The organism is Butyrivibrio sp. MB2005 (assembly GCF_000424285.1).
Lineage (GTDB): Bacteria > Bacillota > Clostridia > Lachnospirales > Lachnospiraceae > Butyrivibrio.
Genome location: NZ_AUJP01000003.1, coordinates 63178 through 85382, shown reverse-complemented (window position 1 = coordinate 85382; position 22205 = coordinate 63178). Strand labels below are relative to the sequence as shown.

16 protein-coding genes and 1 other RNA gene are annotated in these 22205 nt (G+C 43.0%); 4 read left to right on the top strand and 13 right to left on the bottom strand.

Translation table 11 applies throughout. The annotated features are described in order from the left end of the window. Window positions 1–41: 41 nt before the first annotated feature. The 5 genes from dprA to lepA form a co-directional block, all read right to left on the bottom strand. On the bottom strand, window positions 42–1271 hold the full coding sequence (gene dprA, locus G610_RS19115; RefSeq protein WP_051197388.1) for a DNA-processing protein DprA: 1230 nt from the start codon (window positions 1269–1271) through the stop codon (window positions 42–44). Continuing rightward, window positions 1271–2896 (bottom strand): YifB family Mg chelatase-like AAA ATPase, encoded by a 1626-nt coding sequence (locus G610_RS19110; protein WP_051197385.1) that lies wholly within the window; start codon window positions 2894–2896, stop codon window positions 1271–1273. The genes dprA and G610_RS19110 overlap by 1 nt, the downstream gene beginning before the upstream one ends. 222 nt (window positions 2897–3118) lie before the next feature. Further along, a complete protein-coding gene (locus G610_RS0100435; protein WP_026523197.1) occupies window positions 3119–4180 on the bottom strand; it encodes a type IV pilus twitching motility protein PilT in 1062 nt (353 codons plus the stop codon). Window positions 4181–4310: 130 nt separating this feature from the next. Next, the gene (gene hemW / locus G610_RS0100430) at window positions 4311–5558 is read right to left on the bottom strand and encodes a radical SAM family heme chaperone HemW (RefSeq protein ID WP_035796516.1); all 1248 of its coding nucleotides are present in this window, start codon (window positions 5556–5558) and stop codon (window positions 4311–4313) included. Window positions 5559–5685: 127 nt separating this feature from the next. Further along, complete coding sequence (gene lepA / locus G610_RS0100425; RefSeq protein WP_026523195.1) at window positions 5686–7503, bottom strand: translation elongation factor 4; 1818 nt, start codon at window positions 7501–7503, stop codon at window positions 5686–5688. A 242-nt stretch (window positions 7504–7745) separates the two neighbouring features. Between lepA and rpsT the strand changes: the two genes are divergently transcribed. Next, window positions 7746–8009: a 30S ribosomal protein S20 gene (gene rpsT / locus G610_RS0100420; protein WP_026495310.1), complete on the top strand. Its 264-nt coding sequence runs from the start codon at window positions 7746–7748 to the stop codon at window positions 8007–8009. A gap of 125 nt (window positions 8010–8134) precedes the next feature. Here the strand turns inward: rpsT and G610_RS0100415 are convergent, their stop codons facing one another. From G610_RS0100415 to G610_RS0100405, 3 genes are all read right to left on the bottom strand, one after another. After that, window positions 8135–9076 carry a TIGR03943 family putative permease subunit gene (locus G610_RS0100415; RefSeq protein WP_026523194.1) on the bottom strand — a complete coding sequence of 314 codons (942 nt, stop codon included), beginning with the start codon at window positions 9074–9076 and terminating at the stop codon, window positions 8135–8137. Window positions 9077–9174: 98 nt separating this feature from the next. Beyond that, window positions 9175–10449 (bottom strand): CobW family GTP-binding protein, encoded by a 1275-nt coding sequence (locus tag G610_RS0100410; RefSeq protein ID WP_026523193.1) that lies wholly within the window; start codon window positions 10447–10449, stop codon window positions 9175–9177. A gap of 93 nt (window positions 10450–10542) precedes the next feature. Then, window positions 10543–12672, bottom strand: a complete 2130-nt coding sequence (locus tag G610_RS0100405) for a hypothetical protein (RefSeq protein WP_026523192.1) — start codon at window positions 12670–12672, stop codon at window positions 10543–10545. A 388-nt stretch (window positions 12673–13060) separates the two neighbouring features. On the opposite strand from G610_RS0100405, the gene G610_RS0100400 reads away from it, so the two are divergent. Then, on the top strand, window positions 13061–14059 hold the full coding sequence (locus G610_RS0100400) for a GGDEF domain-containing protein (RefSeq protein ID WP_196809785.1): 999 nt from the start codon (window positions 13061–13063) through the stop codon (window positions 14057–14059). Window positions 14060–14116: 57 nt separating this feature from the next. On the opposite strand, the gene G610_RS0100395 is transcribed toward G610_RS0100400, so the two are convergent. After that, window positions 14117–14953 (bottom strand): gluconate 5-dehydrogenase, encoded by an 837-nt coding sequence (locus tag G610_RS0100395; protein ID WP_155830926.1) that lies wholly within the window; start codon window positions 14951–14953, stop codon window positions 14117–14119. 157 nt (window positions 14954–15110) lie between these two features. Here G610_RS0100395 and rnpB point away from each other — a divergent pair. Then, an RNA gene (gene rnpB / locus G610_RS21880) (RNase P RNA component class A) lies at window positions 15111–15455 on the top strand. An 11-nt stretch (window positions 15456–15466) separates the two neighbouring features. Further along, window positions 15467–16306, top strand: coding sequence for a S1 family peptidase (locus G610_RS0100390; protein WP_026523189.1), 840 nt, complete (start codon window positions 15467–15469; stop codon window positions 16304–16306). Here G610_RS0100390 and G610_RS0100385 read toward each other — a convergent pair. The 4 genes from G610_RS0100385 to dnaG form a co-directional block, all read right to left on the bottom strand. Then, window positions 16262–17914 carry a nucleoside kinase gene (locus G610_RS0100385; RefSeq protein WP_026523188.1) on the bottom strand — a complete coding sequence of 551 codons (1653 nt, stop codon included), beginning with the start codon at window positions 17912–17914 and terminating at the stop codon, window positions 16262–16264. The genes G610_RS0100390 and G610_RS0100385 overlap by 45 nt on opposite strands. A gap of 44 nt (window positions 17915–17958) precedes the next feature. Continuing rightward, window positions 17959–18711 carry a tRNA (adenine(22)-N(1))-methyltransferase gene (locus G610_RS19105; RefSeq protein ID WP_035796508.1) on the bottom strand — a complete coding sequence of 251 codons (753 nt, stop codon included), beginning with the start codon at window positions 18709–18711 and terminating at the stop codon, window positions 17959–17961. Then, complete coding sequence (rpoD, locus tag G610_RS0100375; protein ID WP_035796575.1) at window positions 18711–19919, bottom strand: RNA polymerase sigma factor RpoD; 1209 nt, start codon at window positions 19917–19919, stop codon at window positions 18711–18713. The genes G610_RS19105 and rpoD overlap by 1 nt, the downstream gene beginning before the upstream one ends. A 479-nt stretch (window positions 19920–20398) precedes the next feature. Then, window positions 20399–22180, bottom strand: coding sequence for a DNA primase (gene dnaG / locus G610_RS0100370; RefSeq protein ID WP_026523186.1), 1782 nt, complete (start codon window positions 22178–22180; stop codon window positions 20399–20401). Window positions 22181–22205 lie beyond the last annotated feature (25 nt).

Below are 22205 nucleotides of genomic sequence, written 5' to 3'. Positions count from 1 at the left end.
CTCTATTACTGTGTTGGAAACGTTTCCGTTTGATATTTTAATTAGGTTATTTTTTTACAAAAACCTCCTCCGTTTCCGGCTGCTATCCCCATGATACAAAGTTCAACAAGGATATTCATAACCTCCGAGATTCCCATGTTTATGCCCTTTGCGGCCATTTTGTCATAAATGGCAGTTGAAGTCTGCGGATAAAAATCCATTTCCGAATACACTTTTTGTTGCTCATCGCTTAGCGGAACAAGTGGCGCAGTTGCGCTATTTTCAGTCTTATCTTTAATGGAAACTTTATAATCCGGGGCAGTACGCTCTGAATTAATTTCGAACCCTCCATCCTTTTCCTTCGAAATTACACCTGCATCTCCTATAAGCTTTCTTCTTAGAAATTCCACAACGTCTTCCGGAGAAGTGGCAATATTCGCTCCCTGCCTTATAAGCTGATTACATCCGCTACTTAAGTTGTCACAGATTCTACCTGGCAGGGCAAAAACCTCCCTTCCCTGATCCAGTGCCATATCAACAGTGATAAGTGTTCCGCTTTTCTGCCTCGCCTCTATGACTATCACCGCATCGGAAAGCCCGCTGATAATCCTGTTTCTTGGCGGAAAAAACTGAGGCTTTGGCAATGTCCCCGGAACATATTCAGAGATGACACCACCCGTCGAAATAAGAGCATCATACAAAGGTCTGTTTTCCTCGGGATAACATACATCAACACCGCTTCCAAGGATCCCAAAGGATTCTCCATCTACGTCTACTGCCGCTCTTTGTGCAATACCGTCAATTCCTCTTGCCATGCCGCTTATAACCTGGACTCCCGCAAGTGCCAACTTTTCACCAAAAAGCCTTGCAGCATATTTCCCATATTCAGAACTGTTTCGCGCTCCTATTATCGAAACGGAGGGCCGCAGCTCATCAGGTAATTTCCCGGCGCAATATAGCCCAAAGGGCGGATCGGGGATATCCTTAAGACGCCTTGGATATTCTCCGGAAAAGTAAGGATAAAAATCGATCCCTCTGTTATAAAGAAATTCATATTCACCCTCTACATCAAATTCTCTTTTCGCTGTTTCAAAGGCTCTGCATTGTTTGGCAGTAAGAATCTTTCTGATGTCCTTATCAGCCGCGTTATATATCTCACTGCAGCTTCCAAATTCTTCATAGAGCATAAAAAGAGTTTTATTCCCAAAGCCCGGAATGCTATGGAGCATATATGCATATTTGACCTCATCAGATGCTTTCGGGCCATTTTTACCGATCCCGCAATATGCCATTATCCTGCCCTCCTGCTCTTAATAATCTTTACAGGCGTATCATCTTTTCCCCGGGTACTCTGCTTATTCCAATATTTGGAATCCGTCATCCTATAGCACGCAGCCTCAGTAATATGCCTTGTTTCAATAAGCTCGCTCCCATCAAGATCTGCTATAGTTCTTGCCACACGGAGAACCTTATGATACGCCCTGGCAGAAAGATCCATAGTATTAAAAATCTGCTCCATCAATCTCTGTTCTTTAATTCCAAGTCTGCAATATTTTCCTATCTGGGAAGGGCTCATCTCAGAATTGAATCTTATGCCTTCATCCTTAAACCTGTTCTTTTGGATATCCATGGCCTTAAGCACGCGCTTCCTGATCTCGGCGCTGCTCTCGTTGCAGTGATTATCATGGCTAAGCTCGCCCACATCAATTTTGGCAGCTTCGACACTTATATCTATTCGGTCTAAAATAGGACCTGAAATTCTTCCAAGATATCTGGATATCTCATTTTCCGAGCATCTGCATTTATTCAGATCGGGATAATATCCGCAAGGGCAGGGGTTCATGGCGCCTACCAAAAGCATGTCGGCAGGGTATGCAAAATTGCCTCCGCTTCTTGCCACATGAACCTCCCTGTCTTCAAGGGGCTGCCGCAAAAGATTAAGTGTATTTCTCTTAAATTCTGTCATCTCATCCAGGAAAAGAACACCTCTGTGAGCCAGTGAAATGACTCCCGGATGAGGTATTGTTCCGCCTCCCGTCAGAGCCGATTCCGTTATGGAATGATGAGGACTCATAAATGGTCTTCTTGTGACCAGCGCCTCTCCCTTTTTAAGCATCCCTGCCACGCTGTAGATTGAGGATACTTCGAGGCTCTCATCCTCTGATAAGGGTGGCATTATCCCGGGAATCCTCTTGGCAATCATACTTTTCCCCGATCCCGGAGGACCAACTATAAGTATGTGATGATATCCGGACACAGCAATTTCCACTGCTCTTTTCACCGCAGCCTGCCCGTTTATTTCAGAAAAATCCATCCCCCTCAGATACTTATCACCGGGCTCGGCATCCCTGAACATCATGCTCACGTCGATGTTTGTCGGCTCAATTACGCTGTCACGCTCAGCAGCATCAGCAGTAAGGTAGCTGATGGTTTCAAGAAGATTCTTTACTCCAATAACCTTCATCCCTCTTACAACAGCGCCTTCTTTTGCATTATCGTAGGGCAGAATGCAGGTCTTGAAGCCCTTTTTCCAGGCATAGGTAACCATGGGTAATACACCGTTTACCGCCTTCACTTCTCCGTCAAGTCCAAGCTCGCCGATAACCACTGTGTTTTCAAGAGCCTTCTCATTTATCTCACCCATGGCACAAAGAATTCCCAAGGCCACAGGGAGATCTACCGCAATGCCGGATTTTCTTATATCCGCCGGAGACAGATTAACCGTAATTCTCATGGGCGGCATCGGAAATCCCGCATTTTTCAGGGCAACTCTCACCCTCTCTGAGGCTTCTCTAACTTCTCCGCTTACAAAGCCAACCATATTGAACATTGGAAGTCCGTCGGAAGCATCCACCTCAACCTGCATCAGATACGGCTGAATCCCCTTCACCGCACCTGAAACAACTGTACTAAACATATAAACTCCTTTCAGGGCATAAACGTACCCCAAAGGACCGTCAATCCAATTAATTCACCAAAAATAAAGGAAAATTGTACGGAGAATCTCCGCGTGAAATCTTTTTTATTATACCGATTAGAAAAAGAAATGCAAGCAAATTTTCAATTATAAATCTATACCGAAAATTTGCCTGCACTTATTTACACTGACTTTGCGGAACAAAAACTGCACCGCAAAAAATCATCTAAGAATTTTTGCCTGCATGGTCTCAGGATCCTGAGCATAATGTATAGCCATATCACGATTTATCTGGCCTGACTTACACAGCTCAACAATTGCATCATCCATGGTGATCATGCCCTGCTTGCGGTTTGTCTGCATGATTGTGATAAGCTGGTGAGTCTTACCTTCACGAATCATATTTCTGACAGCACTGTTTACATGCATAACCTCGAAGGCTCCCACTCTGGCATCACCATCAGCTGTAGGAATAAGCTGCTGTGAGATAACAGCTTCAAGAACGTTGGCCAGCTGAATACGGATCTGTTGTTGCTGATGAGGCGGAAAAACATCGATTATTCTGTCCACAGTACTTGCTGCTCCGATGGTATGCAGCGTGGAAAGAACCAGATGTCCCGTCTCAGCCGCAGTTATAGCTGTACTTATAGTCTCAAGGTCTCTCATCTCTCCAACAAGGATTACGTCGGGATCTTCTCTTAAAGCAGCCCTTAAAGCATTGGCATAATTATCAGAATCAAGGCCAACCTCTCGCTGATTTACTATGGATTTATTGTGCTGATACAAAAACTCAATAGGATCCTCAAGGGTGATGATATGAGCTTCCCTGTTGTCGTTTATCTTATCGATAATAGATGCAAGCGTTGTGGATTTTCCTGAACCGGTAGGTCCTGTTACAAGCACAAGCCCTCTCTGTCTCTGATAAAGATTGACTACAGACTGAGGGATTCCCAAAATCTCAGGATCCGGTATCTCAGTGGCAACAAGACGAATTGCCATAGCCACAGAGCCTCTCTGTTTAAACACATTAAGTCTGAAACGTCCAAGTCCCATAACCGAAAAAGACATATCATGCTGACCGTTGGCATCTAAAAGCTCAAGCTGCTTTTCGCTCATGATGGTCTTTGCAACTTCCATGGTATCATCGGGAAGCATTCTCTGATATCCTTCAAGAGCTATAAGCTTACCGTTTACTCGCATCTTAGGCGGAATACCTACAGTAATATGGACATCTGATGCCCCTGCCTCTTTCGCTGTTTTAAGAATCTCATCAATCCTTGACATTTTCCACTCCTTGCATTTGCATGCGCATATTTTTCTATAATTATCTTGTCGAAAAGAAAAAAAATTGTCAACGAAGTTATCGTTAAATATTCTTAAATTTGGATTAAATGGCTCAAACTGCCACTCTTACTCAAAATAAAAATTCAGCCATGCAGTAGTTACTGACATCCAGCCCTGCGGAAGATAATCTAATCATATCTCCCTCCCATTCAAGGAGCTCTTTTTCCCGGAGATCCTCGATAACATCTCCGTATACTTCTCCTATTTCTATTCCAAATCTGTCTTTAAATTCACTGGCGGATACTCCCTCTGTAAGGCGAAGCCCCAGGAACATAAACTCTTCCATTTTGGCCTTTTCATCCAGCTTTTCTATATCTTCTCTGATATCAGAAAGGAGCTGCACTCTGTCATTATCGCCATCAACTTTGTCAGGTAAAGCATTGCCCAAAACTTCTATGTACCTTTCAAAATCAGACGTATTGTGGAATCTTTCGCCCTTCATCAAAGATGCTGCTCCAAGGCCGACACCAAGATAATCTCCGCCCTGCCAGTATCTTAGATTATGGCTACATTCTTTTCCATTTTCCGAGTAATTGGAAATCTCATACCTGTGATAGCCATGGGCAGATAGTATTTCCTCCGTGCGATGATACATCTTGCGCTCAGTATCCTCATCGGGAAGAGGGAGCCTACAGTCATCGCGGCTGCCCGCCTGAACATGCGATGCGTAATCAATACTGTTTTCTTCGCTATCATCTCCATACATCTCATAAAAAGGAGTACCCTCCTCGATGATAAGACTGTAGGCAGAGATATGCTGCGGCGCAGGTTCAAGGTCGCACACATATCTCAGATTATCCTCCCAAGCCTCCAAAGACTGACCGGGAAGAGCGCTCATAAGGTCCACATTTATGTTCTCAAAGCCTGCCTTAACTGCATTTTTATAACAATCCTCAAACATCGACCTGTCATGGATTCTGCCAAGTCTTTTAAGCTCCTCATCATTTGCTGACTGAAGCCCTATGCTCAGCCTGTTTATTCCTGCTTCCCTGTATTTTTTTAAAGCTTCATAATCCGCCGTTCCGGGGTTACACTCCATGGTTATCTCAGCATCATTTTTTATCTGAAAATTATCTCTAAGGACATTCATTATCCTCACGATACATTCCGGTTCAACAGAGGTTGGTGTTCCTCCGCCAAAAAATACAGAATCTACTTCATATTCTCTGCAATCCTTAGTCGCAATCAAAATCTCTTTTTCAAGAGCATCAAAATAAAGTGCCTGCTGCGCTCTCCCCTTGGAAAAGGAGAGAAAGTCGCAGTACAGACACTTTCTTATGCAAAAAGGTATATGAATGTAAATTCCAAGTGAATTCATCAGTTACCCTCATCCGTCAGCTTCGCTGACACCTTCTCCCTAATTATAGGGAGAAGGCTTTAGATTAGTATTCCTTGCTTAATTTCCTTCATCCAGTTTAAGGACGCTTAAGATTAGTATTCCTTACTTAATTTCCTTCATCCAGTTTAAGGACGCTTAAGAATGCCTGCTGAGGGATCTCTACGCTACCAATCTGGCGCATCTTCTTTTTACCCTCTTTCTGCTTCTCAAGGAGCTTTCTCTTACGGCTGATATCACCGCCGTAGCACTTGGCAAGCACGTCTTTACGCATAGCTTTAACGGTCTCTCTGGCAATGATCTTGCCGCCCACTGCTGCCTGAATCGGAATCTCAAACAGGTGTCTTGGAATCTCGCCCTTAAGCTTCTCACACATTTTGCGTCCGCGCTCATAGGCACCATCCTTGTGAACGATAAAGGAAAGGGCATCCACCTGCTCACGATTTATGAGAATATCAAGTTTCACAAGCTCTGACTGTTCATAGCCCTTGATCTCATAATCAAAAGAAGCATATCCCCTTGATCTTGACTTAAGCGCATCAAAGAAATCGTAAATAATCTCATTAAGCGGGAGCTCATATTTAAGGATAGCTCTAGTAGCCTCTATATATTCTGTGCTCAGATACTTACCGCGTCTCTCCTGGCAAAGCTGCATAATGGATCCCACATAATCGGTGGTAACCATAATCTCGCCGTTTACAATAGGCTCCTCCATGTAATCTATCTCTGAAGGATCAGGGAGGTTCGAAGGATTGGTCAGATCAAATACTGTTCCGTCTGTCTTATGAACCTTGTAAACAACGCCGGGAGCAGTGCTGACAAGATCAATATTGTACTCTCTTTCAAGTCTCTCCTGAATTACTTCAAGGTGAAGCAGTCCAAGGAATCCTGCACGGAATCCAAAGCCCAGGGCCTGTGAAGTCTCGGGCTCATAGAAAAGTGAAGCGTCGTTAAGCTGCAGCTTTTCAAGAGCGTCTCTAAGCTCAGGATATCTGGCTGTATCAGCAGGGTAAAGGCCGCAGTAAACCATAGGCATTACCTTCTTGTATCCCGGAAGGGGCTCTGCGCAGGGTCTGCTGACTTCAGTTACGGTATCACCAACTCTCGCATCCTGAATATTTTTGATGGAAGCTGTAAAATATCCAACACTTCCTGCAGAAAGCTCATCGCAGGGAATAAACTGGCCGGGGCCAAAATATCCAACCTCGACAACTTCCCATGAAGCACCGGATGCCATACATTTTGCGGTCATGCCCTTTTTAAGGACACCGTCTCTTACTCTTACAAATACGATAACGCCGCGGTATGAGTCATATACAGAGTCAAAAATAAGTGCCTTAAGAGGCTCCTTGGGATCCCCGTTAGGCGCCGGGATTCTGTTAACAACAGCTTCAAGAACATCATCAATTCCTGTTCCCATTTTTGCAGAAACCAAAGGCGCATCATGAGCCTCGATACCTATTACGTCCTCGATCTCTTCCTTAACCTCATCAGGTCTTGCACTTGGAAGATCGATCTTATTTATTACAGGGAAAACATCAAGGTCGTGGTCAAGGGCAAGATATACGTTTGCCAATGTCTGAGCCTCAACGCCCTGAGTCGCATCAACTACAAGTATTGCGCCATCGCATGCCGCAAGGCTTCTTGAAACCTCATATCCAAAGTCGACGTGACCGGGAGTATCTATCATATTGAAAACATACTCCTCACCGTCTTTTGCTTTGTAAATCATACGTACAGCCTGAGATTTGATAGTGATACCTCTCTCACGCTCGATATCCATATTATCAAGAACCTGGTTCTGCATCTCACGACTTGTGAGAACACCGGTGGTCTCAATCATACGATCAGCCAGGGTTGACTTACCATGATCTATATGTGCTACTATGCAAAAATTCCTTACTTTACTCTGATCAAATTCAGCCATTCTATAAATCCATCCTAAAAAACATAATACATGCGCGCACTAATTCCGGGTAGCACGCATACCATGAAATATGATAACATAAGAAGCGTCGTAAAGTACAGTAATTCAAAAAAGCTCTTGACATAATCTACTATAACAACTAAAATATTTGGGTGTATGTGGCATTGACTGTCCGTGTCCGGTTTCATAGCCATATAACTTAGATGACTATTAAATTTTTTGTAATAATAATGGAGGAAGTTATGGCTAATATCAAATCTGCCAAGAAGAGAATTCTTACAAATCAGAAGAAGGCTGCAAGAAATCAGGCTATCAAGTCTGGTGTTAAGACTGAGATCAAGAAGGTAAGAGCAGCTATCGAAGCTGGCAATAAGGAAGAGGCTGCTAAGGCACTCCTTGCTGCTACATCAGCTATCGACAAGGCTGAGTCAAAGGGCGTTTTCAAGAAGAACACAGCTTCTAGAAAAGTTTCTCGTCTTGCTCAGGCTGTTAACAAGCTTGCATAATTAAATATATGAATTTTAAAAACTCCTGCATCTCTCACCGGTGCAGGAGTTTTTTGTTGTTTAGAAAAAAGAATTACCTATATGACAAAAATCGCCGGTAGAAAAAATCCACCGGCGATTATCATTTATTCATTAGGATTTGAAAAATCGATTACAGGGTTCTTAGGCTCTGATACATGCTCTATATCAACGACACTAAGAAGTGGTCCAACACCCTGGTATTCAGGTACAAGAGCCTTTCTTACATTGGCTGTTACCCTAACCCACTCTTTCTCCTTAAGTGAAGGAGCATCGTCATATTCGCACTTAAAGCCCAAAAACTGCATATCCTCTGCGCAGCAGGTCATGGCCATACGTCCGGGAACAAATGCATTATCAGCCATATCAAAAGGTTTAGCTACCAAGGCAGTAAAACGGACATTTTTGCCGTCATATCTGTCTACATGCTCAAGAGCATCAAGATAGAACATTCCATAACCAAAATTGTTAAGCTCTATAGGATCAGCATTCAAATCAAAAGGAAGATCCTCATCCAGAGTCACATCAACCTCACCGTTCATATCCTCAAAGATAATGTCCGCTTTCTGGTTTATCGCTTTAACATTTCTCTTATATGTAGCAAGATCTTCTATTCCGTCACATCTGTTAAACAGAATAAGCTCAGAATTCCTAAGCTGCTCTGACAGAAGTGATTTCATATTTGTAAAATAAAGCTCAAAGCTTGAAGCATCAATTACAGTGATCTGCTGCTCCAGTTTCCATTTGTTGGGAATCTTGAAATTCTTAAAATTCCACATTCCGTTATACTCTATGAGAATACGCTCGGGCTCATGCTTTGCATCAAGAGCCATAAGAGCTGCAGGAGTAAAATCTTCCTCTTCCTCAATGGTCTCAAGCACTGTATTGGTATTGCTAAGAAGCTTCTCATCGTATTCATTCTCGCCCTCTTCACATACTATAAGAAGAGTCTTACCCTTGCTTCTGAAGTAAGGCTGAGCAATTGTATACTTGAAAAAGTCTGTCTTTCCACTGTCAAGAAAGCCATTAATTACATATACAGGTTTCATTTTCTTCTCTCTATTCCTTCCAAACATCAAATAACTCCACAAAATCCCCCGCCAAAACGACGAGGGATATCATTATTATACCTGGGTTACAATAAGCATCAAAGCTTTCTCTTAAAGAGCTTTTCAAGATTATCCTCGTTAAGCTCAGCACCGATTACACAGAATTTACCTGTTACATCTGCGCTTCCCTTACGGATTGCAGGCTCTCCGGGAACATAATCAAACTCGATCCATTCACCGTTCTCATCGGGAACCATTCCCTTTGCTCTGAGAACAACACCAAAGGTCTCCTCTTCCTCAAGTCTTCCAAGCATCTTCTCAATCTCATCCTTGGAATACTTAGCAGGAGTCTCCATTCCCCAGCTTGTAAATATATCATCTGCGTCATGGTGATGATGCTCATGCTCGTCATGATCATGATCGTGGTGATGCTCGTGTTCATCATGGTCATGATGGTGCTCGTGCTCATCGTGGTCATGATGATGCTCATGCTCGTCATGGTCATGGTCGTGGCTGTGAACACTTGCCGAGGTATCTTCGAGGCTAGTGTGAGCGTGTTCCGGCGAGCTCTGCGAGAGCGGAACTTCCTTGTGCTCGTCATGGTCATGGTCGTGATGATGTTCGTGCTCGTCTTCATCATGGTCGTGCTTGTGAGCTCTGTAAACTGTATTTCCATCCTCATCAGTGAACTTTTCAGAACCATGGTCATGGTGATGATGATGCTCATCAGCCTTCTGCGCAAGAACCTCCTTAAGAAGCTCTGCCTCAAGATCATGATTGCCTTCGAAGGTATCAAGAACCTCTTTACCATCAAGCTGATCAAGAGGTGTGGTAATTATTGTAGCCTTGGGATTGTGCTGACGAATAAGCTCAACAGCAGTCTCAATCTTAGCTTCATCAGCCTTATCTGTTCTTGTAAGAAGGATAGTTCCTGCATTTTCAATCTGGTTTGTGAAAAACTCACCGAAATTCTTGATGTAAACCTTAGCCTTGCTGACATCAACAACAGTAACAGCACTGTTCATAGTAAGATCAGCACTCTGGTCTGCAACATTCTGGATAGCTCTCATAACGTCTGAAAGCTTACCTACACCTGAAGGCTCGATAAGGATTCTCTCAGGAGCATAGGTATCCATTACTTCCTTAAGAGATGTACCAAAATCACCAACAAGTGAGCAGCAGATACATCCTGAATTCATCTCGCGGATATCGATACCGGACTCCTTAAGAAATCCGCCATCAATACCAATCTCACCAAACTCATTCTCTATAAGTACTGTTTTTGTTCCTGCAAGCGCTTCCTTTAAAAGCTTCTTAATAAGAGTAGTCTTACCTGCGCCAAGGAAACCTGAAATTATATCTATTTTTGTCATATAATCACTCTCCGTTCCAAAAAAGTCAAATTCTATTAAACAACGCTAACATTGTAGACCTGAATTCAGACAACTGTCAAGGAACGCAGAATATCAGTTATTTTCTGTAGTAGCCTCAGGAGTGGCCGTGTCATTACCATCCCCTGATGCTTCCTCTTTTACTTCCACAGAATTATCAGTCTGTTTCTCTTCTTCGCTTTCACTACCTTCTCTCTCCTCTTCTATAGTCTCGTTTTCTACCTCACTGTTTTTTGCTTCTGAGCCTTCCGTTCCATTCGAAGCATCAGGCTGCTGTTCACCGGCAATTTCATTATTATCGCCAACCTCCGGAGCCGGTTCTATGGAACTACCATCTGTGTTTTCATCACCTTCCACTTCAGTTTCAGAATAATCCTCAATTTCTGAATCATCATTATTTCTTGGAATAAACTCTTCAAACAGTATCTCTCCGTCTATAAAATTCACTTCCTGATTTGTGCTCATTAGAGATGTTTCAAGATTATTCTTTTTATCATATTTAATGATAGCTTCAACAATCGAATTCTCGTAATATCCACAATTTGGAGCATAACACTCAATCATATTTTTCTTTTTGCAGATAAGATTTCTTTCAACCCTCTTTTTACATCCTGTAACGTTTCTTTGTGATGCCAGAAGAACGTCATCAGTTTCCTCATCATGTAAGGGGCTATGCAAAAATGTTTTGTGACACAGATCACAGGTGTATTTCTCCGGGCCGCCATTCATAAACTCTCTGCTATCATAGTGCTCAGTTTTATAGCTGTAATATGTTTTTTCTTCAAAACACTCAGGGCCATGTCTGTGTCTTACTTCGGTCTGGAAGCAGCCGCCTTTATTTTTACTGGTCTCATAGGGACAAGCACCCTTTCCATCCTTGTGATGGTGACGAACATATTCAACATTACTTGTCTTTACAATTGCCTCAGGAACCTGCTTTATTGCATTTTCAAGATCCGCAAATTTGGCATCCTCAGGAACATTTACTCCAAGTGTGGCAAGCGCGGATGCCAGTTTACTCTTACCGCTGGCCACCTGGTTAAAAACCGTTTCAAGCTTTTCAGAAAGGGACTGAATATTAGTGTCAATCTCATCGATGTCTTCCTCTATATAGCCCATTCTGTCATCCATGGTATCAAGCTTGTCATTGGTGTCATTCTGAGTCTGCTGAATACCATCGACACCGCTTTTTACATTATTAAAACCGTTATCGACCTTTGCGCCAACGCCATCAACCTTGTTTTCAACTCCGCCAACCTTGGATTCAACGCTGCTGACTTTGCCATCTACTCCGCCAACTTTTGTTTCAACACTGCTAACCTTGCTGTCCACTCCGTCAACCTTGTTTCCCACATCGCCGACCTTGCTCTCAACACCGTCAACGTTTTTATCGATACCTGCAAGGCCTGTCTCAACCTTTTTACCGACTCCGGATACGCTCTTATCTACCTTTTCTACGCCATTTTCAAGGTCATTCATCTTGGTGATGTAAGTATTCTGGGTTCTTAAAAGATCAGACTCCATTCTGGAAAGAGTATCATTTGCATTTACCTTCTCGAGCTGCTTCTCGATCTTCTCAAGATTATTAATTACAGTTTTGTTATCAGTTCCTGCAGTATCCTTGCTCTCCTTGATCTGTGTAGCCAGCGCTGTAACATCTGAACTTGATTTTTCACAAGCCTTCTTAATATCACTGAGCGCATTTGTAATCTGTGAGAAATTCTCCTTATCTTTATCTGAGTTATCGCTCCCACCTTTATTCATGCTCTCCTTAAGCTCTTTTACCTGATCGGATGTGTTCTGAATTTCTGTATGGATTGATGCCAGCTCCTTATCAAGACCTCCGATTTTCTCTACCACCTTGGTATTATTTGTTACAGTGGAATTGTTCTTTTCATTTTCAATTGTCTTTTCAGTAAGCTGCTTCTGCTCACTCTGAACAGTCTGAATCTCCTTAATAAGATCCTGGCTGCCTGTTACGACACTATCAAGCTTCTCAAGATAATTGTCGATCTCTTTTAGCTGATCGCTGGCCTTTTTCTGGACTCCAAGAGAATCCTTACGGACCTCCTCCGCAGCCGCATCAGCACTTATGGCAGGTGTTGTTACATAAACAAAAGCACCACATAAAATTGTTGCAGCCATAACACCGGCACCCATAACAAGGGTATCGTGCCTGCGAAGCTTCTTTAATAATTCTTTCATCGAGTTACTCTGTTTAAATGGTTTCATAGATAATAAACCGCCTTTCATAAAAAATAATAAAAATAAAAACAATAGGGATTCTTCTTGAAGCGATGGCTTCAAAGAATAGCCGGCTGACCGCCGACAGGAAGTGATACTACCACGCCAAAAATCACAATGCAATATATTTTTGTAAACTTAAACCTTTCTTAAGATTGCCATAAGAATCTTAAGATTTTCAGATTCGCTTTTTATCAACTTTCATTTATATTGTTCAAAATGTTTTTTGTGCTAAAATGTTTATATGTTTACTAAAAAAATACCAAGAGATGAACTTCATATTTTTTATCAATCGAAATTTGATTATTACCGGAAGGTCTCCTTTTTATCAGCTTTGTTGACAGGACTTTTGGAGATAACATATTTTGTTTCTGATTGTCAGATTTTCGGAAGATTCGCTGCAGAGACTTTAATTCCGAGGTTTTCTGTCATAGTACCTCTTATTCTGCTTGCAGTCTGCGAGCGCAGGATAAAGGATTACAGGTATGGCGTCTTCCTATATTATATGGTAGCCCATGCATCCATGTGGGCCACGATATGGTCCATTTGGTATCTGCCAAACAAGGATTTCGCCAGAGAAGGCTTTATAATAATGCATTTTGCATTTCTAGCCATCGGACTTGGAATGCCTGTGGTATATCACATCCCCATCCATTCACTGGTTTTGCTGAACATAATTATTTCCAACATGTGGAATCATTATGAACACTTTAATATGATGATTTCTTTGGCTGTGCCTGTTTTCATAGGCATAATATTCATTATGCTCATTCTGGAAAACTCTTATGCGGATCAGTACCTGATAAAAAAGGAGCTGGAGAAAACATCCATTACCGATAACCTTACCGAAGCATTTAACAGGAACAAAATCAATGAGATCATTTCGGATGACGAGACTGAACAACTGAACATACCCCAATCATCGGATATTGTAGTACTGATGATCGATATAGATAAATTCAAGAGAGTAAATGATTCATACGGTCATGATGCCGGCGATAAGGTCCTGGTATTTCTTGCAGAACAGATAAAGAGATGTATCAGATCATCAGATATGCTTATCCGTTGGGGCGGCGAAGAATTTGTAGTTTTTCTTGTTGGCGCTGAGATGGAAGTCGGCTTAAGGATCGCTGAGCATATAAGACACTCAGTTGAACATACAGAGAATGAGGTTTGTCCAATTACAATTTCTGTGGGAGTAAGCAGATATGATGGCGGCAATTACCACGACGCTGTAAGAAAAGCAGACAGAGCTCTATATTATGCAAAGGGACACGGAAGAAATCTCGTAGTCCACTATGATGATATAGCTGATGAAGATCTAAAAGGTTATACGGAAACAGAATAAAACAATAATAGAGCCCCGTGTCGCGCAGACATGGGGCTTTTCATAAGCAAAGCTTTATCAGTCTTCAAACTTGGAAGGATCAAGGTTCCCGGGATCCTGACCAATGTATGCAAGGATACCTCCATCAATATAAACCACCTGACCATTGATGAAATCAGATGCAGGAGATGCAAGAAATACAGCAAGCCCCATGAGGTCCTCTGTTTTGCCCCAGCGCTGTGCAGGGGTCTTGGATCTGATAAATCTGTCGAAGGGATGCATAGAACCATCAGCCTGCTTTTCTCTAAGGGGTGCTGTCTGAGGTGTAGCGATATAGCCGGGTCCGATGGCATTGCACTGAATGTTGTACTGACCATACTCAGAGCAGATATTTCTTGTAAGCATCTTAAGACCGCCCTTTGCTGCAGCATAAGCAGAAACAGTCTCTCTTCCAAGCTCACTCATCATGGAGCAGGCGTTAATGATCTTACCGCTTCTGCGCTCAATCATTCCGGGAAGCACTGCCTTTGAGCAGATGAATGGACCTGTAAGATCCACATCAATTACCTGATTCCACTCCTCAACACTCATCTCTGTCATAGGAATTCTCTTAATTATTCCTGCGTTATTTACAAGGATATCGATAGGTCCTTTAGCAGCTTCAGCCTTCTTAACAAACTCAAGAACCTGATCCTCTTTCGTGACATCACAAACAGCACCGTAAGCATCAATTCCCAGCTTCTTATATTCCTCCATGCCCTTATCCACCAATTCCTGGCTGATATCATTAAAAACAATCTCTGCACCGCTCTGAGCAAATGCGATTGCATAAGCAAGTCCAAGGCCGTAAGAAGCGCCTGTAACCCACGCTGTTTTACCTTCAAGTGAAAAATGCTTCAAAAAACTTGTATCCATAGTAACCCTCCAATACAAATAGAATTCTACCCTTCCATTTTACATGAAAAATTTATCTAAATCCTAGTTGATATCTCATTAAAACTTGCAAATTTTGACTTGAGAAAATTTAATCATGCTTGACAATAAACATTCTATTTATTAAAGTGCTTATGTATGAGCAGGACAAATGATCGCGGCCGCTATTCCCGAAAGGGTGCGGGTGAGGAAAGTCCGGGCTTCATAGGGCAGGATACCGGATAACGTCCGGCGGAGGTGACTCCCGGGATAGTGCAACAGAAAATAACCGCTCGTAAGAGTAAGGATGAAAAGGCGGTGTAAGAGACCACCGTGCAGATGGTAACATCTGTAGCCATGTAAACCCTATCCGAAGCAAGACCGAAAAGAAAACCATGGATCGGCCCGGTCCGTTTTCAGGTGGGTCGCTTGAGGCTGTTGGCAACAGCAGTCCTAGATAGATGATCATTCACGACATAACCCGGCTTACAGGCCTGCTCATACATAAAAGGAACAATGTCTAAGAAAATAATCTTTTCACTTTTAATCATCATATTGTTTAATCCCATAAAGGCAAGCGCTCACGGCCCCATGCCATCTGAGATAGCTAGAGACATGCTTTCTGTCGATGCCTTTTCCATGTCCCCAATTGACAATAACTTTGAATCAGAACAAGACGTTATAGAAACCGCTCTTTATATAAGGCCTTCCTATGTAAGAATACAGATAGGAAACCATTACGGCGAGGGCACTATCATTTCTGTGGATGAAGATGAGATCAGAATCCTGACTGCTGCCCATGTCATGAGGGTTTATACAGAAAAAGATATGATTTACACCGTTTTCTATAACGGCCTTGTAAAGGAATCTAAGCTCTTATACATAGATGAAAATGTGGACGCAGCTCTTATCAGCGTCCCCACATCAGAAATTGATCCATCAGACCTTATCCACCTAAAGAGCGCACCAATCTCAGAAAAAGCCTTCAATGCTTTTGAGAAAAAAAGCAGCGAAATAGTTATTGCTCTGGATTCAGAGCCCTGCGCTTTTCCTGAGAAAAATCAGAACTATGATTTTTACGGAAACGGAACAAAGGTAGCAGAAAGCTACATCTACGGAACAGCCATCAATACCAATATTCTGGTGACAAACTTCGGTTACAAGATGCTATATGCAAAATGCTCCGCCCACGAAGGAATGTCCGGAGGCGGAGTATTTGATATCAATGGCAATTTGGTAGGCGTTCTTGCAGGCGGCACCGAGAATGATGAAATGGTGGCCGTACGCCTTGTTGATGTTATAAAAGTACTTTCATACTTTGAAGCAGCTTCCACCCACGAACTCTCTGGTAAGTGAATTCATAGGTAGTGCCTGTGCGTCTACAGCCACAAAGTAATCCAGGAATTTAAGAAGCCTCTTAGCTTCGAAGTATTCAGGCTCTCCCGGCTTAATTGCAAAAAGTAGCGGTTCTGCGTACTGCTTTAAAACAGCAAGTTCATATATCTGAGCGGAATTGAACATCTCATCCGCATCTTCCTGGAAGGGGAAAATATTCTGCTCTTCCCCTCTTCTTACAGAATCCCACATGGCAATAGTATGTTTAGCGGTAGCCCCGCGGGTTCTTGCATCCCTTACTATTCTTCGAATAAGGCGACCATCTGTGGTGGTAATTCTGTTATGAGCATCAACACTCAAAGTGGTTAATGCACTTATGTAAATCTTGAACTTGGATTCTGCAGGAAGTGCATAGCTCATTTTTTCATTAAGGCCGTGAATTCCCTCTATAACAAGAACATCATTGGGAGCAAGCTGAAGGAAATCTCCGTTCATCTCCCTTTTACCTGTAACAAAGTTAAAGGTTGGCATCTCCACCTTCTTGCCGTTAAGAATATCCACCATGTCTCTATTGAACTGCTCAACATCGAGAGCTTCAAGACACTCAAAGTTATAGCTTCCATCCTCATTAAGAGGAGTCATTTCCCTGTTAACAAAATAGTTATCAAGACTTATTGGATGGGGACGAAGACCATAGGTCCTCATCTGAATTGCAAGTCTGTTGGCAAAGGATGTTTTTCCTGATGAGCTGGGACCGGCTATCATGACAAATTTTACATGCTTTGCATCAAAAATCTTCTTGGCGATCTCACCGATTCTTCGCTCCTGAAGAGCCTCCTGAACCAGCATCAGCTCATTAAAACCGCCGCTGCAGATAACATCATTGAGGTCACCTACAGTATCAACTCCCATCATTTCTCCCCACTGGGAAGCTCTAACCATCTCAGCAAAAATCTTCTCTCTGGGAGCACTTTCAGTGATGGAATCAGGATTCTTTCTGGTGGGCAGATTAAGAAGCAGTCCGTCGTGATATTTCTCAACCTTAAACCACTTAACATAAGAGGTATTCGGAAGCATATATCCATAATAGTAGTCCGAGAATCCATCAAGCTTATATACATTTACTTCCGAGCTTCTGCGGTAACGAAGAAGGCGAACCTTATCATCCATGCCTTCTCTAGTAAAAATATCAACTGCATCAGGAAGAGAAAATCCCTTCTTGGTTATGGGAAGATGGTCATCAACCATATCCTGCATGCGCTTCTGAACTTCCTCGGCAAATGCCTCGGTAACCTTGAAATCTCCTCTGATGCTGCAGTAATATCCGTTACCAATCTTGTACTCGATTCTGGTAAAAGCAGGCTGTTTGCCTGAAGCATCACGGACAGCCTTAATAAGCATCATGAGCGCAGTTCTGGTATATGTGTTATTACCAATCTCATCTGCTGTTGTAATAAAAGTAAGGTCATCATCATGATCGACCTTCTTCATAAGCTCCCTGATACGGGTACCATAGGTAACAGCCACGATCTGATTTGGAACCTTGGGCTGATATTCTCTGGCAATCTCTTCAAAAGTAGTGCCCTTGTCGTACTCTTTAATCTCACCGTTTATCCTAAGCTTTGGCATATAATGTTCCCCCTAAACCTTTCATGCACAAAATTGTCAGTAGCTTAATACAGCGAAAGAACAGTTGTAATATCGTTCTTTTTATTTATAATATCACGCATTCTGTCTGTATGCTCGTTTTCAGATAATTTTTTTAAAATCTTATCGTAAACACTAAGTTCGTGCTCAAGATAATCCTTAAGAACCGGGTCTTTTCTCAAAATAAGAACAGGGCCAAATCTATGACAGATATGAACCGCCCTTTCCTTATCGCAGCCGCAACGCTCTACTATCTCATTTACAGCCTCTTCTTCAGGAGTGATGTCCCCGGAAAAATCAGATCGCACCCTCATCATGGTGTAATATTTTCCCTCTTCGAAAATCTCCATTTCATCATCTATCACAAGGTTATTCTCGCTGAGGAATGTTCTGAAATTCACAAGATCAGACTGAGGCTGAAGGATCATAGTCTTTATGCCCTTACCTACAGGATCTCCCTCCTTCAGAATTCGCATCATCAAAAGGCCGCCCATACCGGCGCATACCATGGTATCGGCTTCTCCCTCCAGAAGCTCCTTTAGCCCGTCCGATAACCTGAGCTCGATTTTTTCATCAAGGCCGTACTCATGGACGTGCTCCTTAGCCCTTTCCAAAGGACCTTCATTTACATCCATGGCCACTACGTGCTCTGCGATATTTTCATTTATAAGATAAATCGGAACGAATCCATGATCCGTCCCGACATCTGCCACGCGGCTGCCCTTTGGAACAAGGGATGCAGCCGCGAAAAGTCTTTCTGATAATTGTACGTTCTTCATTAATCCAGATAATCCTTAAGCTTTCTGCTTCTGCTGGGATGACGAAGCTTTCTCAGGGCCTTAGCTTCAATCTGTCTGATACGCTCACGGGTAACGTTGAACTCCTTACCAACCTCTTCAAGAGTTCTTGCTCTTCCGTCATCAAGACCAAATCTGAGTCTAAGTACCTTCTGCTCTCTCTCTGTAAGAGTTCCGAGAACTTCTACAAGCTGCTCCTTAAGAAGCGTGAATGCTGCAGCATCTGCTGGTACAGGTACGTTATCATCCTGAATGAAATCACCAAGATGTGAATCTTCCTCTTCACCGATAGGTGTCTCAAGGGATACAGGCTCCTGAGAAATCTTAAGAATCTCTCTTACACGCTCTACAGGAATGCCCATTTCCTTTGCGATTTCTTCAGGTGTGGGTTCACGACCAAGCTCCTGAAGCAACTGTCTGCTGATACGGATGAGCTTGTTGATAGTCTCAACCATATGTACAGGAATACGGATTGTTCTTGCCTGGTCAGCGATTGCACGGGTGATAGCCTGACGGATCCACCATGTTGCATATGTGGAGAACTTGAATCCCTTACGGAAATCAAACTTCTCAACTGCCTTTATAAGACCAAGGTTACCTTCCTGAATAAGATCAAGGAAAAGCATACCTCTACCAACATATCTCTTGGCAATACTTACAACAAGACGAAGGTTAGCTTCTGCAAGGCGCTTCTTTGCTTCATTACCATAGTAAGTGAGGTTCTTTAATTCTTTGTCATCAAGATCCTTAATGCGATCATAAGGCTCCTGCTCTTCTTCCTTAACCTCAACCTTGTCAGCACCGCCTGCTGCAAGAATCTTCTCAGCCATCATACCGTCTTCCATCTGCTGAGCAAGCTCAATTTCCTGCTCTGCTGTAAGAAGCGGTACCTTACCGATCTCCTTTAAGTACATACGAACCGGATCTTCAATGCTGATTCCATCCGGAACTGAGAGATCGATATTCTCCATATCAACCTCATCCTCATCAGAGAGAACAACTTCATCATCATCGGGAAGTTCAACTTCTGTATCGTCCATTCTGATTACGTCGATTCCTGCTGACTCAAGATGCTCAAGCACCTTATCAAGATTCTCTTCATCGAGGTTAAGGTCTCTGAAATAATCACTTACTTCGTTGTAATCAAGAGTATTCTGTTTTTTCTTACCAAGTGCAAGGAGCTCTCTCATCTTCTGGATGAATTTAGCCTTTGTCTCCTCATCGAGCTCATCGCCGCCCTCTTCTCCGGCAGGAGAAGTATTTTCGGGCGCAGCCTTTTTCTTAGCTGTCTTTTTAGCAGCCTTTTCTTCAGCAGCCTTCTTTGCAGGCTCCTTCTTTGCGGTCTCCTTTTTAGGTGCTTCCTTCTCTTCTGCCTTGGAAGCCTTCTTAGCAGGCTCTTTCTTGGCTGTTTCTTTCTTGGCGCTTTCCTTCTTAGCAGTCTCTTTTGCTGTATCTTTCTCAGCTGCCTTGGTGCTCTTAGCCTTGGTTGCTGTCTTTGTTTCCTTTTCAGCAGCTTTCTTATCTTTGGCTGTAGTCTTCGTCTCTTTTTCAGCTGCAGCCTTCTTGGTAGTCTTCTTTACTGTCTCTTTCTCTTCTGCCTTGGCCTTAGCTGTCTTTGACGTTGTCTTAGCTGTTGTCTTCTTCTCTGCCACGTTAATCAATTCCTTTCTTAATCAGTGCTAATTATGATTCTTGCCTTTAATAGCTCTTCAAGTCTGCGTTTTCCCTGGAGTGTAAAATTCCATCTCTCAGGATCGTCGGATGCCATGTCCTTTAGTCGCCTCTCGTAACCGGTCCTCTTGACCTCATATAAAATATCATGTAGCGCTTTTTCACGTTCATCCTTCGTATCTATCTGAACAAGGTTTGAATTAAAAAGCTCCGCAACCTGTGCATGCTCTTCCTCTTCAACAAATCGGTCAAGCACTCTGGCGGGATCAAAACTGCCATCGGACAATCCTTCCCACATCTGCTTCGCTATTCCCCTGTACAAATCATCTGAAAAATCTTCAGGTTCAATCCACTTACTGATTGATTCAAAAAGCTCCGGCTCATCCGCAAGCCAGGTTATCAGAACTCTCTGGGGCTTCCTGCCCGGATCCTCTTTCCTTAGCTGTGAATGCATTCCGCTCTTTGGCTTTTCCTTGGCTTTGACTATTCCGCCCTCTGCTGCAATGCTTGCAACCAGTTTATGCAGATCATCTGAACCTATCGAATATCTCTGAGCCACCGCCTCGATGTAATTCTCTCTCTCGACGGCTTCCTTGAATTCACAGAGCTTCTGACCAATATATCTGTGGAACTCCGTCTTGGCAGCGGGATCCGACATATCGTACTCCCTTTCCTTTACGGAAATCTCAAAGAAAAACGGATTCTCAGCTTTTTTGATTCTCTCTTCGAAAGCTTCTTTCCCTTCAGCTTTTATGAATTCATCAGGATCCTTATAGGGCTTAAGATTAAGAACCTTGCCCTTTAGTCCCGCCTCCTTCAAAAGCTGTATTCCTTTCAGGGCTGCGCTGGTACCTGCTCCGTCACTGTCGTATGAAAGTATGACGGTATCGGTATACCTTTTAAGGAGCTGGGCCTGCTGTGATGTAAAAGCTGTTCCCAATGATGCAACCGCCATATTAAAGCCTGCCTGATGCATCGCTATTACATCCATATATCCCTCGCAGATAATGATGTAGCCTGCTCTGGCGTTCTTGGCATAATTAAGTCCGAATAAATTCCTGCTCTTATCGAAAACAGGGGTCTCGGGAGAATTGAGATATTTGGGTTTTCCATCTCCCATCAGTCTTCCGCCAAAGCCGATGACCTTGGAATTGGCATCAAGTATCGGAAACATTACTCTGTTCCAAAACTTATCATGGGTGCCGTATTTTTCATCATGGGATGCAAGGCCCGCCTCGATGATAAGAGCATCGCTGTAGCCCTTGCTCCTAAGGTATTTCACCAGATCATCGCTGCTGACGTTTGCATAGCCAAGTCCGAATCTGGTAATGGTCTCATCCGTAAGCTTCCTGTCTCTAAAATAAGCAAGGCCCTTTTCACCGGATCTGCCTTTTAACTGATAAACATAGTATTTGGCAGCCTCTTTATTTATCTCAAAAAGGGTGGCACGTTTATCTCTCATCCGCTTAGCTTCGGGGGATTCATCTTCCTCAGGAAGCTTCACTCCGCCTCTCTCAGCAAGAGATCTGACTGCTTCACCAAATGTCAAATTGTCATATTTCATTAAAAACGAGAAAACATTGCCGCCCACTCTGCAGCCAAAGCAGTAAAACATCTGCTTGGATGGTGAAACACTAAAGGACGGAGATTTCTCATTATGGAAAGGACACAGCCCCACGTAATTGGCTCCGGCACGCTTAAGGCTCACATACTGCCCTATAACGTCCACTATGTCATTACGGGATCTGACCTCTTCTATGATGTCATCCGAGTATCGCATTTTTATCCCTTTATTTGAAAAGTCC